Origin of the sequence: Thalassotalea castellviae (assembly GCF_031846185.1) — a bacterium.
Taxonomy (GTDB): domain Bacteria; phylum Pseudomonadota; class Gammaproteobacteria; order Enterobacterales; family Alteromonadaceae; genus Thalassotalea_H; species Thalassotalea_H castellviae.
Window position 1 is genome coordinate 107,173 of sequence record NZ_JAVRIF010000007.1, and the last position, 15,400, is coordinate 122,572.

General features: G+C 35.3%; 8 protein-coding genes. 6 read left to right on the plus strand and 2 right to left on the minus strand.

Going from position 1 to position 15,400, the window contains the following annotated elements; all coding sequences use genetic code 11:
• Nucleotides 1–58: 58 nt before the first annotated feature.
• Complete coding sequence (locus tag RM573_RS12960) at nucleotides 59–6,094, minus strand: response regulator (protein WP_311582723.1); 6,036 nt, start codon at nucleotides 6,092–6,094, stop codon at nucleotides 59–61.
• A 232-nt stretch (nucleotides 6,095–6,326) separates the two neighbouring features.
• On the opposite strand from RM573_RS12960, the gene RM573_RS12965 reads away from it, so the two are divergent.
• From RM573_RS12965 to RM573_RS12975, 3 genes are read left to right on the plus strand one after another with little or no spacing between them, the layout of a single operon-like run.
• Complete coding sequence (locus tag RM573_RS12965; RefSeq protein WP_311582727.1) at nucleotides 6,327–6,509, plus strand: hypothetical protein; 183 nt, start codon at nucleotides 6,327–6,329, stop codon at nucleotides 6,507–6,509.
• Nucleotides 6,509–7,210, plus strand: coding sequence for a heme oxygenase-like domain-containing protein (locus RM573_RS12970; RefSeq protein WP_311582730.1), 702 nt, complete (start codon nucleotides 6,509–6,511; stop codon nucleotides 7,208–7,210). Before RM573_RS12965 ends, RM573_RS12970 begins: the two co-directional genes overlap by 1 nt.
• Before the next feature lie 58 nt (nucleotides 7,211–7,268).
• Entirely contained in the window at nucleotides 7,269–8,246 is a 978-nt protein-coding gene (locus RM573_RS12975; protein WP_311582733.1) for a C1 family peptidase, read from the plus strand.
• A 57-nt stretch (nucleotides 8,247–8,303) separates the two neighbouring features.
• Here RM573_RS12975 and RM573_RS12980 read toward each other — a convergent pair whose 3' ends face one another.
• On the minus strand, nucleotides 8,304–10,238 hold the full coding sequence (locus RM573_RS12980) for a RiPP maturation radical SAM C-methyltransferase (protein ID WP_311582736.1): 1,935 nt from the start codon (nucleotides 10,236–10,238) through the stop codon (nucleotides 8,304–8,306).
• A gap of 446 nt (nucleotides 10,239–10,684) precedes the next feature.
• Here RM573_RS12980 and pnp point away from each other — a divergent pair, with 446 nt between their 5' ends.
• The 3 genes from pnp to RM573_RS12995 all read left to right on the plus strand — a co-directional run bounded on the left by pnp (nucleotide 10,685) and on the right by RM573_RS12995 (nucleotide 15,400).
• Nucleotides 10,685–12,823, plus strand: coding sequence for a polyribonucleotide nucleotidyltransferase (gene pnp, locus RM573_RS12985; RefSeq protein ID WP_311582739.1), 2,139 nt, complete (start codon nucleotides 10,685–10,687; stop codon nucleotides 12,821–12,823).
• Nucleotides 12,824–13,048: 225 nt separating this feature from the next.
• A complete protein-coding gene (gene nlpI / locus RM573_RS12990) occupies nucleotides 13,049–13,942 on the plus strand; it encodes a lipoprotein NlpI (RefSeq protein WP_311582742.1) in 894 nt (297 codons plus the stop codon).
• Nucleotides 13,943–13,957: 15 nt separating this feature from the next.
• Nucleotides 13,958–15,400: a hypothetical protein gene (locus RM573_RS12995; protein ID WP_311582745.1), complete on the plus strand. Its 1,443-nt coding sequence runs from the start codon at nucleotides 13,958–13,960 to the stop codon at nucleotides 15,398–15,400.

Sequence of the window (15,400 nt, forward strand, 5' to 3'; positions counted from 1 at the left end):
ACTTTCCATGTGCTTGCTTTTATCTGGTTGTTAATTATTGCTAATCTAAACAAAGAAACTACAAGGTATTAAATATCACTTTAATATTGTTAAGTGCATCTTCGTATTCAATATCTTCAATAGAATCAGCGATATTTTTAGCAATAGTCTGATGTTTAGTATTTTTTGTTAACGATATTAACCTTGGTAATAAATCTTCTACTTCGGCATTTTCATCATTTATTAATTCTTTAATTTCAACAAGTAATGCTTTTAATTGACCATTGAAATATTCAACATTGGAAATTTCTGACTGTGTATCAACCTGATCTTCTTGTGTTATTTCATTCGTTACAGATGTTATCGCAATTAAAACATTATTTAATTCAATGCAGGTTGAAGCCATGATTAAATCAGCTGACTCAGGCTTGTTTTTTAATTGTGCTTCTAATTCTGTAGCTCGTTTCGTTAATGTTGTTGCTCCAATATAGTTTGCATTGGATTTTAATGAGTGAGCAACCCTAAAAGCTTCATCATAGTGTTTGCGTTGATATATCTCTCGTAAACTATCGACGGTATCGCTATAATTTTTAGTAAAATCTATAACTAATTGTTTGTAAATATGGGCTCTACCGCCCATAGCTTTAATGGCATTATTGACGTCTAAAATAGTTAGCTTTGATAATTCAACAATAAAATTATCAGCACTGTTGTTGTGGATAGCATTATTTTCATTATGACTGTTTGATAGCTTTGCATTTTCCAAAGACTTTATCTTCTTTTCAGCCCCTTGATTTTGCTTGTTTGACTCATTGACTAACCATTTTGACAGTAATAAAAACAGTGCATTAGGATCGATAGGTTTAGTGAAATAATCATTCATACCAACATCAAGACATTTTTGTAATTCTTCTTGCATCGCATGTGCAGTCATCGCAATTATCGGTAATTTAGCAAACTTTATTTGACGGCGAATTTCTTGTGTGGCGGTAATTCCATCCATTACAGGCATTTGTAAATCCATAAAAACAATGTCATATGTTTTTTCAGCTAATTTATCTAACGCTATTTTTCCGTTTTCTGCAATGTCAATTTTAGCGTGTGTTTCTTCTAAAAAGCCTAACACTACTTGTTGGTTTAATTCGTTATCTTCCACCAATAATATATCAGCGTGAGATAAATCTAATAATCCATTTTGTAGCGTTTGAGATTGTTTATTAAGGTTATCTAATTTTAATGCATCCATCATCGCGTTCAATAATACCGAGGCATCAACAGGTTTTTCTAAGTAGCCATTGATCCCCGCAGCTTGCGATAGCGAAATAGCATCGCTTTTATCGAACGCTGTGACCATTAATACTGCCGGTAAACTTTGTTGCTGAATATTTTGATTAATAGCATGGGCAAGCTCAATACCGTCCATTTTTGGCATGCGCCAATCGGTGATCACTAAGTCGAAAGGTTGCTCTAAAATCACGGCACTATTAATGAATTCTAAGGCGGATTCTGCATCATTAGCTGTGGTAATTTTACAGCCAAATTGTTCGAGTAAATCTACAATGACATTTAAACATAGAGGATTGTCATCTACGACTAATACATTAACGCCTTCAATCATCACACTGTTGGCTTTAATTAATTCACTTTGTTCCACTTCTTCAAAATTAACCGTAAAGCCAAAAGTGCTTCCTTGGCCTAATTCACTTTTTACCCAAATATCACCATTCATTAATTCAGTAAGTTGTTTACAAATTGAAAGCCCTAAACCGGTTCCGCCAAATTTACGCGTGATAGTGTCATCTGCTTGGTTGAATGACTGAAATAGGTGTTCGATTGAGTCTTCACTTAAACCAATACCAGTATCGGCAACATTAAATTCTATTTTATTTGGATCTTGTTCGTTTAATTTTACTTCAATTAACACGTGTCCTTTTTCAGTAAACTTAACGGCATTGGTTACTAAATTGACTAATATTTGTTGCAAACGTATCGGGTCAGATTTAATTTGTTTTGGCAGATTTGGTGCGGTTTTAACAATTAACTCTAAACCTTTGCTATGTGCTTTTAAAGCACAAATGTTGGCGGTTTTTTTCAATAAACCTTCAATATTCATCACCACAGATTCTATGGTCATTTTGCCGGCTTCAATTTTAGAGAAATCCAAAATATCATTGATTAAGCCGAGAAGGGCTTGAGAAGCATCTTGAGTTTTTTGTACTAAATCTTTTTGATGATTATCGAGTTTAGTTTTTAACGTTAAATGACTTAATCCTATAATGGCGTTCATCGGCGTACGAATTTCATGACTCATTTTCGCTAAAAATTCACTTTTCGCTTTTGTTGCTTTTTCTAGCTCTGAGGTACGATTTGCTACTTGAAATTCTAAATTTCGATTAATGTCGAGTAAGCTTAAATGGTTTTCTACCCGCGAGAGTAGTTCATGCTTTGAAATTGGTTTACTTAAATAGTCATTACCACCAACAGCAAAACTTTCAACTAGGTCAATGACTTGGTTTTTGGCGGTTAAAAATATGACGGGAAGTTCGTTAACGGAAAACGATTTTCGTAATGTTTTACACACTTCATAACCAGACATTTGCGGCATCATCACATCAAGCAAAATTAAATCATATGGTCGTGTTTCTGCTGAGCTGCTTTGTTGAGCCTGTTGTTCAGCGGCTTGGTCAATCATTGCTAGTGCTTGGCTGCCACTCGAGGCTTCAGAAAGTTGATAACCTAAAAGGTTTAGATGGTTCAACAAAACCTGTCTGTTAATAGGGTCATCATCAACGACTAAGATATGAAATTTTTGATGATCAATCGTAACTTCTTTATCTTGATTAAGTTCCTGCTCGCTTACAGTGATGTACTCAATTTCACTGTCTAAATGTTGTAAGCGATTCAGCTTTTGTTGGTTTGCTGATTTAACTACGTTAGTAACATCGGTAATTTGGTCGGCATTTATCGGTAAAGTAAAGGTAAAACAACTACCTTTATTTTCAGTTGAAGTAACAGATATTGAGCCATCATGTAATTCAACCAATTGTTTGGTAACGGCTAAACCTAAGCCAGTACCACTTTGATGACGTTGGCTATGACCTTGTAATTGTTCAAATGAATTAAATATTACCGATAACTTATCTTGCGCAATTCCGATACCGGTATCAGTCACCGAAATTTTGATATGCTTGCCACTTAATTCTGCATCAACAGTTACTTCACCTTGTTCAGTAAATTTAATGGCGTTACCTATCAGGTTATACAGAATTTGCTCTAATCGATTTTCATCAGCATTGACTAGCGGCAATGTATTGACAACGTTATTTTTTAAGACGATTGGTTTGTCACCAATTAAAGGGGTTGATACGGTTAATACCACATCGGTTAAACTGTGTAGTTCAACCCCACTAGTATTGAGTTTAAGGTTTTGATTTTTCATTTTTGAAAAATCAAGAATGTCATTCACTAGGTGCGATAGTCGTTTACCACTAGCCACAATCATTGCTAAATTTTTATTGGCATTTTCAGGTAATTGACCAGCAACGCCATCAATTAAAGACTCTGCTAAACCTATTATGCCATTTAACGGCGTACGTAGCTCATGGGAGGTATTGGCTAAAAATTCGTCCTTTAATTTATCGGCGCGGGTTAACCGCACATTGATGGCTTGTTCTTTTAAACGTTGATAGTTTTGGCGATACAAAATATAACCAATTAATCCAACAAATAAGCATAGATATATCGAATAAGCCCACCAAGTTTGCCAAAGTGGTGGTAACACGTGTACGGTTAATGACTTGCCTTGTTCATTCCAATATCCGTCACCATTACTTGCTTTTACTTTTAAAATATAATGACCTGCGGGCAAATTGGTATAGGTAGCACGACGGTTTTTAGCGTCAGTATAAATCCATTCATCATCAAAGCCCTGTAACATATAAGCATACTGATTATTCATTGGCTCTGAAAAGTGAAGGGCAGCAAACTCAAATGAAACCAGTTTTTCGTTGTAGGTCAACGTTAACTCTTCAAGTTCATTAATCACCGAGTCAATTGTGAAGGTATCTTTATTGGTTTTGTTTTGTGATAAAACGACTGGCTCGTTATGTACAAGAAAGTCAGTCAAAACCACTTTCGGCGGGGTAGTATCATCGACAATATTTTCAGGATAAAAATGGTTGTAACCGTTTACACCTCCAAAAAACAATTCGCCTGATTTGCTTTTGTAAGCAGAAAAGGAAGCAAACTCCTTTGATTGAATGCCGTCACTTTCGTCGTAATTTTTAAAGGTTTCATTTGCCGGATCAAATTTTGATAATCCATTATTGGTACTGAGCCATAAAAAACCTTGATTATCTTCTAATATGGTATAGATCACATCATTTGGTAAGCCATCTTTTTCTTTATAAACGGTAAACGTTTCGGTTTTTGGGTCGAATTTATTGAGTCCTGAAAAAGTTCCTATCCAAAGGATATTGTTTTTATCTTCATGAATATCAACAATAAAATTACTGGATATTGTATTTTTATTGTCTTTATTAAATTTATAATGAGTAAATTGTTTAGATTCAAGGTTATATTTATTTAATCCCCCATTTTGTGTGCCAATCCACAAATTACTTTCCATATCTTGATATATGGCCCAGATGTTGTCATCTGATAATGAGTTTTCATTTTGAGGATCATGTTTAAAATGTTGAAAAGTGTTTTCTTGAATATCAAAGCGATTTAATCCGCCTCCCCAGGTCCCTAACCATAAGGTATTTTCATCTTGTTGGATAATATCTAAAACGGCTGGGTGGCTTATACTGTTGGGGTTATCCGCTTGATGGTTAAAATGTGCAAAAGTATGGTTTTTTATGTCGAGAAGTTCTAAGCCAGCATTAACTGTTCCAATCCAAACGCCATTGTTTTCATCTAACAAAAGTTTAGCAATACCATTTGAGCTAATACTGTTAGGGTTAATTGGTTGATGTTTGAAATGGGTATATGTACCATTTTTTTTGTTAAATAAGTTTAACCCAGCATCATAAGTACTTAATAAAAATGTATCATCAGGTAGCGACGCAAATCCCATCACCGTATTGCTGCTTAATGAGTTTTTGTTGCCTTTTTCCTGATTGATATGATTAAATTGCTCATTATTTAATTCATATTTATCCAAACCATAAACATAATTGCCAATCCAAATGTTGCTTGATTTATCAGCAATAATGGCTGTAATTTGATTATGACCTAAGCTGTTTGGGTTGGCATCATTGGCTTGAATTAACTGAAAATCATCAGTGATTAGATTATATCTAATCACTCCTTTTGTTTGTGTTCCTACCCAAAGTTCATCGTTAGTAAATAAAAAGCTATTGATGTGCTTATAGGTAAATAAATTTAATCGTTCATCATTGTTGAGCATTAAATTGTTGTTTAAATCGTATAAAAGAATGCCACTTTTTGTTCCTATCCACAATTTTTGATCATGAATGGCTAGCGTATTAATATTGTTATTATTGATGATAGGAGTAGCTTGAAGTGTTGTTAGGTTTAATTTTAACAGTCCTTCGTTTTTTGTCGCGACCCATAAGTTATTTTGTTGATCAATTTGTAATGCTAAAATGGTTGAATTAGGGAAGTAGCGTGTAAAATTAGTTCCATCAAAGCGATTTAATCCTTTCTCCGTGCCAATCCACATGGTCGCTTGATAGTCAAGAACCATGCTATTGATCACATTGTTACTTAAACTATTGTGATCAGATGGACTATGGTTATAGGTGATAAAATCATTCGTTTTTCTATTAAAACGGTTCAAGCCAGATATTGTACCAACCCAAATATTATGGAATTCATCTTCAAGTAAAGACTTAATGTGGCTATTTGACAGAGTATTCGTTATTTCAGAATCACTTTTGTAAACAGTGAAGTTATAACCATCAAATCGATTCAAACCATCTCCTGTACCAACCCACAAAAAACCTTGTTCATCTATGAGCATTGTTTGTACTGATGCTTGAGATAATCCTTGGTCTCTATCGTAGTGTTCAACATAAAAATCTTTTGCGAATAAAGGCATTACAAATAAATTTAGACAGAGTATTGCGAATAGCATTAATTTTAAGTGCATTGAACAGCCTTTCGGTTTTAATCTAATTAGTGAGTTAGCTACCAAGCGTAGCTTAAAGTTAATCCTATATTTCGACAAGTTATTATTTAAGCAACACATAATTAATAAACACTTGACATTATTTTAATATAAAAACTATTCTGTATCGGTTGTTTAAATCATCGTTATTTTTAATTAACTTATTTAAAGCAACTGGTTATAAATCATTTATTTAATTTTCTAAGGAAAGCACATGTCAAATAATAAAAGCAATACTGAACATTTACATGAGGAAGGCGTAGTAAATAAGGCTGAACTAAGTGATGAGCATATCAATGCAATAGATAGTTTATCAGCAGAAGAAATCGAACAAATAAAATCTATCCATAAAAATGTAAATAAAGATAATGATAATCCTGTAGGCATTTTCTTTTAATGTTTGAAAAAAAACTACAATTAAGTCACTTTGAGCGTTTGCAAAATAGTATTAAACTATTTAAATCAAGGTGCTCTTTAGTTAGCGAAAAAAGCTTACAGTTAGCTTGTTTTCCTGAAGTGGTGAGAGAACAAGCTTATATTAATTACTGTGTTTCAAGCTCTACAATCCCATTGCTCACAGAAACTATTCGTTGTGCTAAGTTGTTACCTCATGATCCTATCGCAAAATTGTTAATTCCGTATATGGAAAAGCATATACCAGAAGAACAAGGGCACGATCGTATTGCATTAGAGGACTTTATCCGATTAGGAGGTACTAAAGAGCAAGCACTTGAAAGAATTCCCCCTGGGAATATCTCTGCTCTTTTAGGTTCTCAATATCATCTGATTCGACATCATCCTGTCGCGTTTATGGGGTATTTATGTGCCACGGAAGTTAATCACCCTACCGTAGAATACGTAGAAAATTTAATTAACATTTCTGGGAAACCACGTGAGTGTTTTACCGCAATGTTACTGCATGCTACGGTTGATATTGGACATAAAGAAGACATTATTACTACCTTAAATTCATTACCACTGACTGAAGAACATTATAAAATTATTGAGATGAGTGCATTTCAGTCTTATCGTTATATTGCGTTAGTAATGGAAGATGTTTGTAAAGTGGCACCGGTTAATAATAAAGCTACAGCATAGTTTACTTATGATTTAAAAAGAGCATTTTATGCTCTTTTTTTTGGGGTAAATTTAAACAATGGATAAACATAACATGGAAATAGTCCATCAAAGAACGTTATTGCCTGATCCTCATGACGATAGAGATCATAATTTTTGTGATATTCATGGCGCTAAATCTTCTTATTTTTGTGATATAGATTGTCAGAATAAAGTAAAAGAAGAAATCGCCTCATACACTTTAAATAAAGTTGATTTAAGGTCACAACTTACTTCAGAAATTATTAATCAAGGTTTGTTAAATTCATGTTCTGCCTGTGCCATTGCGGTTGCATCAGAGTTATATTTAATAAAAAAAAGCCAACCCTTTATCGATGAAAATGCCAGCAATATCGATGCCTCACAAATGTTTGTTTATTACAATGAACGTGTATTGGAAGATAAAGTTGATATTAATGCACCTGTTTATATCCGCAATGGCATTAAGTCTTTATTTAAACACGGTATTTGTTCTGAAAAATCTTGGCCATATCCTGAAATGATGTTACCAGAAAGTTTAAAAACTGTTGTAGCAAATGGTTCAATGGCAGAAATACAACAAGAATTATCTCGTGTGATGACAGAGCATCAAGCAGATATTCAAGCGGCAATTAAAGAAAAACCTTCTAAAGCGGCAATCACGCAAGCAAAAAAACACATTATAAATCGCTATTGTAAACTGAACGAAGAAGATGATTTAACTGAATTAAGGTTAGCGTTATCAAAAGGTTTACCGGTTATATTTGGCATGAACGTGCCGAAAAGTTTTTATGCCATTGGTGAAGATGGTGTAATGACTATGCCTTGTCCTACTGAGGCGCGACTTGGCGGACACGCTTTACTCGCGGTAGGTTATGATGACGACAAAAAAGTGTTTATCGTGAGAAACTCTTGGGGGGATGAGTTTGGTGATAAAGGTTATTGCTATATGCCGTATGAATTTTTCACTAGTGGCTATCCTTTAAATGGTAAAACACAAGAAAATACTTTTAGTTATTGGTGTTTAACTCATGATTAGCATATACAAAATTGCTGAGTGAAAGATTTTCTCAGTATAACCTTTAAAATTATAAGATTAATGCGTTGAGATATTTAAGTGTCCTGCTGGTCTATTTTTATAATCAGGTAACGCTGGCGTATTACCCATTAAAGCTAACGATAAATAGCAGTTACTTAACGATAATAATAGCTTATCGTTGATTAATGACGTTAAGTTGCTTTCAATTTGCTCTAGACTTTCAATTTTTCTCTTGGCTTCCAGTTTTTTCAACAGTCGATTTTTCGTGATAGGCTCTTGGCATAAGCGGTAAATATCCGCACTCATTCCCGTTAATTGGTGAGTGAAATTAGTGGCAACTTTTCTGGTATCTATAATAACTAACTTATCACCTTGGTCACTCATATACAGTAATGGCATTGAAGATTGTTGCCATTGGTTTACCCAATCGTTTAACTGTTCCTGTAATCGTTGATGTGCAGGAATTACATGATTTGGTTTCTCAGACAAATGAAATACTTTAGTTGTTTTTGTTGAAATATGATCAAAAAAGTACGCTATATCAAATAATTCTTTCCCTTCTAATGGATAAATATATTGATAACTTTTTAAAGGTTCTAATATTAAGCCATATTTTTGGGGCGTTTTAAAATAGGGACTAAACCGCGGGAAGCGTATTTGGCATAACTCTTTATTCGGTGGCTGTAGATGAGAAATTAATGGCAGAATTTCAGCCATTTCATCATACCAATCTGACTCTTCAAAAGGGGCTGCGAACAATAAGTTCCATATCACCACAATCCCTGAGTTCCTGCAATATTTTAATGCTGAAATGTTTTGTATGCCGGTAACACCTTTATCGATGAGTTTGAGAAAACCATCATGCAAGCTCTCGAAACCTGGCTGGATCCATTTTATACCTGAGTTAGCTAATTGTTCGATATGTTCTTTTTTTAAATTCGATTTAGTTTCATAAAAAATGTTGTAGTCTTGATTTTTACTGAGTTCAGGCAGTACTGTTTTCATGTATTCCATCGGTAAAATATTATCAACAACTTCAAATTTGTTATTGTGATAAGTAGAAGAAAGTTGCTCAAATTCTGCTAATACGTCTTCTGGTTTCTTCGCCCGATGCTCCATGCTAACACCGTTTAATCCACAGAATGTGCAATGTTTTTTTGCTCCCCACCAACAACCACGGGAGGTTTCGATCAATAAACCCGCTGAAATATTGTCACTTAAATTCAGATCTGAGAGTGATTGAAAATAACTATCATAAATAGGCACACCTACCTGACTCATATCTTCGATAAAACCGCGGGGAGGGGTGTTTTTTTTCGCTGATTGAGTAATTAATAAATCACTATGGCCTTGGGCAATAAAACCATGAGGTAGGTTATGCACGCCTATCGGTTCATCATTCATTATTTTATCAACAAATTCGCCAATAACTGCGTCACACTCGCCAGAGAAAACATAATCAACCCAGTTGAAGTTTTCGCTAATGGTTTGCCCCATAATGCTTTCGCAATTTGCTCCGCCTAATATGGTTATTGTACTTGGTGATTGTTTTTTTATTTCACGAAGTAGCGCTAATGACGCGCAGTTTTGTTGAAACGTGGAAGTACATGCAACAATTTTTGGTTGATGTTGGATAATTTCTTGACTTAAATTTTTGATATAAAGTTCGGCTTCTTCTCTTACCTGTTTAAGTTGTTCGATTAGTGTAGGAGTGATGTCAGAGAATAAAGCAAAAAACTCATGGTCTAGCGGTATTTTTTCTGGAAAAGCGGCGCGAGAAAAAGTCCATTCCCCAATTAATTGTTCGAAATAGGAACTATCGATAACATCGTATTGAGCTAAGCCAATGATCTTGGCAAATGCTAAATTGGCGTAAATCACCTCCGATTGATGACCATAAGCTAAAATATATTTTTCAATAAGCCCTAACGCTAGCGAAGGATGAGTGAGCGAAGAATAGGGCATATTTACTAGGTAAATGTTTTTTTTCATGGATAAAATTTGTCGATGTTTCAATAACTAAGTAAAGAATAACGAATATTACACGTTAAATTATTCTGGTAATGCACATTAACTTACTCGGTGGATTTATTAAAGTGATTTCGCTTAGCCTTTGTTCTGCCAGCCATTAACAATAATTAGATGAAAAGAAGCCGCTACTTTTCAAAAATTACCAATTTTCTTGCAGATAAATGCTAGTAATAACCTATGGTGTGCGTATAATGTGCGTGCAAAATTTTGTTAAGTGAACCGATTAAACGCGTTTTATCTATTCGCGAAATAAAAATTGAGCTAATCAATCAAACTGTATAATTTTTTGTTCAACTTTAAGCGTTACACCTTGTTGGCTTTTAGTGAATAAATAGTTGGCTTTTAGTGAATAAATAATTGTACAGATTGATTAATTTTTAGAAAAATCAAAATATAAGGAACATTAAATGTTCAATACTGTTACAAAAACATTTGAGTTCGGTAACCATACCGTAACTTTAGAAACCGGTGCAATCGCACGTCAAGCAACGTGTGCTGTTATGGCTAGCATGGACGACACGTCAGTATTAGTGTCTGTTGTTGGTAAAAAAGAAGCAAAAGAAGGGCAAGACTTTTTCCCTTTAACAGTTAACTATCAAGAACGTACTTATGCAGCGGGTAAAATTCCAGGTGGTTTTTTCAAGCGTGAAGGTCGTCCTTCTGAAGAAGAAACGTTAATCGCACGTTTAATTGACCGTCCAATTCGTCCATTATTCCCAGAAGGGTTTACTAACGAAGTTCAAGTCATTATTACTGTTGTTTCAGCTAACCCTGAAATTTCTCCAGACATCATCTCATTATTAGGTACTTCTGCGGCATTAGCTATTTCTGGTATGCCATTTAGTGGTCCAGTTGGTGCGGCTCGCGTTGGTTACTCTGACGGTAAATATTTACTTAACCCATTACAGTCTGAATTAGAAACGTCTCAATTAGACTTAGTCGTTTCTGGTACTGATTCAGCGGTATTAATGGTTGAGTCTGAAGCTGACGTTCTTTCTGAAGAAGTAATGCTTGGTGCTGTTGTATACGGTCACGAGCAAATGCAAACAGCTATCACAGCAATTAAAGAAATGGCTGAAGAAGTTGGTAATGCTAAATGGGAATGGGAAGCGCCAGTTAAAAATGCTGAGTTAGTAGCTAAAATTGCTGAGCTTTCAGAAGCTCAAGTTAACGAAGCTTACCAAATTACTGAAAAAGCAGTACGTTACGAAAAAATTGCTGAAATTCGCAATGCTGTTATCGAGCAGTTATTAGAAGCTGACGAAGAATTAAACGTACAAGAAGCAAAAGACTTGTTCCATGACTTAGAGAAAACTGTTGTTCGTGGTCGTATCACACAAGGTTCACCACGTATTGATGGTCGTGATCCTGAAATGATCCGTGCGTTAGACGTAATGACAGGTGTTTTACCAAGAACTCACGGTTCTGCTGTATTTACACGTGGTGAAACGCAAGCATTAGTGACAGCTACTTTAGGTACACAGCGTGACGCACAACGTTTAGACACTATTATGGGTGAAAAAACTGACAACTTTATGTTGCACTATAACTTCCCTCCATACTGTGTTGGTGAAACTGGTTTTGTTGGCTCTCCAAAGCGTCGTGAAATTGGTCACGGTCGTTTAGCGAAACGCGGTATGTTAGCGGTTATGCCTTCTGCTGAAGAATTCCCGTATGCCGTTCGTGTTGTTTCTGAAATTACAGAATCAAACGGTTCATCTTCAATGGCTTCTGTTTGTGGTACTTCATTAGCATTGATGGATGCTGGTGTACCAATTAAGTCTTCTGTTGCTGGTATTGCCATGGGCCTTGTTAAAGAAGGTGATGACTTCGTTGTTCTTTCTGACATTTTAGGTGATGAAGATCACTTAGGTGATATGGACTTTAAAGTAGCGGGTACAACTGAAGGTATTACTGCACTTCAGATGGATATTAAAATTGAAGGTATCACGCAAGAAATTATGCAAATTGCATTAAATCAAGCGCGTGCTGCTCGTACTCACATTTTAAGCGTGATGGACGAAGCAATTAATGCTCACCGTGAAGAGATTTCTGAATTTGCACCTCGTATTCATACGATGAAAGTAAATCAAGATAAAATCCGTGACATTATCGGTAAAGGTGGCGCTACGATTCGTCAACTTACCGAAGAAACGGGCACAACCATTGAAATTGAAGACGATGGTACGGTTAAAATTGCTGCAACTGACGGCGAACAAGCAAAAGATGCAATCGCACGCATTACTGCATTAACCGCTGAAATTGAAGTAGGGACTATTTACCAAGGTAAAGTGGTACGTATCGTTGATTTTGGTGCTTTTGTTAATGTACTTCCGGGTAAAGACGGTTTAGTTCACATTTCTCAAATCTCTGAAGAACGTGTGAATGCTGTTACTGACGTATTGTCTGAAGGTCAAGAAGTTACTGTTAAAGTACTTGAAGTTGACCGTCAAGGCCGTGTACGTTTAAGTATTAAAGAAGCGATTGAAAAGCCAGCTGAATCGGCTACTCCAGCAGAAAGCGAAGAAACGCCTGCCGCTGAGTAATCATCTTTAGCGCTGAACATAAACGCTAAAAATCCCCTAAAAACCAGTGATTCGTCACTGGTTTTTTTTGTGCTGTACTTTAGGTTGTCTTCAAGCAGCACTATTTTTTTGAAATATTCTAAAAAAGCAGTGTAAATGCATGAATATATCCGGTGTTGCATCTCGCAATTTTAAAGTGCTGAGGTATAATCGATGGGTTATTCATTTTAAGGTTTATATTTTTTCGTGAAATTATTATTTAAGTCACTCGTCATTATCACCGTTATTCTTGTTCAGGGCTGTAGTTTAACAGGGCAAAAATCTCAATCGATGATTAATCAGTTAGTGATCGCCGAACCTCTCCCTGTTAATTATAAAAGTGAAGTGGCACTTGCGCGTTTAACGGAAGTTATTCAAAGGGCGGAAGTGACCGATGAGCAACGTGCTCAACTTTTTTATGATAGAGGCGTGATTTACGATAGTGTCGGTTTGCGTTCTTTGGCTCGATTAGATTTCAACCGTGCATTGCATTTAAAGCCTGACATGGTTGATGCCTATAACTTTTTGGGCATTCATTACACGCAATTACAAGAGTTTGATGAAGCGTATGAAGCGTTTGATTCTGCTTTAGATCTTGAACCTGATCATGAATATGCTCATTTAAACCGTGGCATAGCGTTATATTATGGCGAACGTTCGTTATTAGCTGTAGATGACTTAGCTTTGTTTTATCAGCAAAAAGTCACAGACCCTTATCGTTTGTTATGGCTTTACTTAATAGAACAAGATGTTGATAGTGAAGATGCATTAAAAAAACTTCAACAACGTGCTAACAATATATCAGACGATGTGTGGGCAAAAAGTATTGTTAACTTATATAGTGGTGAAATCGATCAAGCTAAATTTCTACAAGATATCACAGTCAATGTACGCTCGAATAAAGAGTTTAGTGAACGTTTATGTGAAGCATATTTTTATTTAGGAAAATTAAGCTTACTAAAAGGCAATAGACGTGCTGCAGCAAATTTTTATAAATTAGCCTTAAGTACTAATGTTTATGAATTTGTAGAGCATCGATATGCAAAGTTAGAATTAGATTTAATGCGTCAAGAAGTGCTACAAGAGCCTGTAACCAATTAGTGAGTGTGCAAAAGCATGACTAAGCAATGGTTCTATTTAATGAGTTTAGTGTTATTTATAACAGTAAGCTCATTTTTTTTACCGAGGTTTTTAACGTATTTATTAGATCACGATACGCAAAACAAGGCCGTTTTGTCAGTAAGTAAATCATTAACGTTATCTGCTTATTTTCATCATCAGCGTAGAAATGCCATTGTAGGCTCGGCTGTTTGGTTGAAAAACTCTGTTGCTTTGCTTGATGAATCACCACAACTTACCATAGAAATTGCAGACTACTATTTGAAAGAAAAAAAACGAGTCAAAGCAATATTTTGGTATCAACAAGCCATTAAGTATGGCCTAGATAACGCGAGGCATACTTTAGCGTCACTGTATTATCAACAACAAAATTATCAACAAGCTAAAGCGGTTTTAACTCCTATTTTATCGGTAAAAGCGAATGACAGCATTGAAAGTAGTTTAGTGTTATTAATTCATATTGCTTTGTTGGAGGGAGATATAGTCGAAGCAACTCATTTTACGGCTGAACTATCCCAGTTAAATCAACATCATGACTTACTTGATGAATTGAACAAGTATCAGGTTTTTACTCAAGATAAACTAGAGCATAATATTGCTACGCATAAGCATTTAAGCGATGTTGATTTTCCTGCAAGTGAGATAAAAGCTTGTGAGACCAGTTTACAATTTTATGCCACTAACCTACATGACCTGCGTTATATCACCGGATTAATTAAGCAAGTGAAACTGCGTCCTCTGTCAAAATATATTTGTTTTACACCGGCAAGGTATATTCCTTTACCGACGCTTGGCTGTAGCCATGATAAGGATGAAGCGATTACTTGTAATGAAGCGGTTTGGCATTCTTATAAAAATCAGATAGATACACGCTATATTGGTGTGATGGTGCCTAATGGTGGAGCGAAAGTTCATAACGGGATTTTATATTTAGATAATAAAGATACGGTGGCTGTATTTGCGCATGAACTCGCTCATTTGTTGGGGTTTATTGATGAATACAGTTTACCTAAAAATCATAGTCGTTGTTTAAAACCACAGGATAAAACGTTCGCACACAATATCGCAGTGCTACCAAAAGTATACCATGGCGATAAACAGGAAATTCGTAATAAAGTATTAATGCAATTGCCTTGGCGCGCTTTTATAAAAAGTGAAACGCCAATATTAACCAAACAAGACAACGCATGGTTACTTGGAACACCAAAAGCTTTTCAGGGTGAAGTAGGCGTATTTAAAAGTGATACTTGTCAAAAAGCTTCATCTGATCTCACCAATAATATACAAGCCTATAAGCCGCTTACTAAACGTACATCGTTGAATTATTTCGAACTGAAATTTCCTGCGCTATATCAACGCTTATTAGAAAAAGAAACTCGAAAATTTTTAATGCCAAGCTTTCATCGAAATATAGAAAAAGCACTAAATCGCGCGCATTAA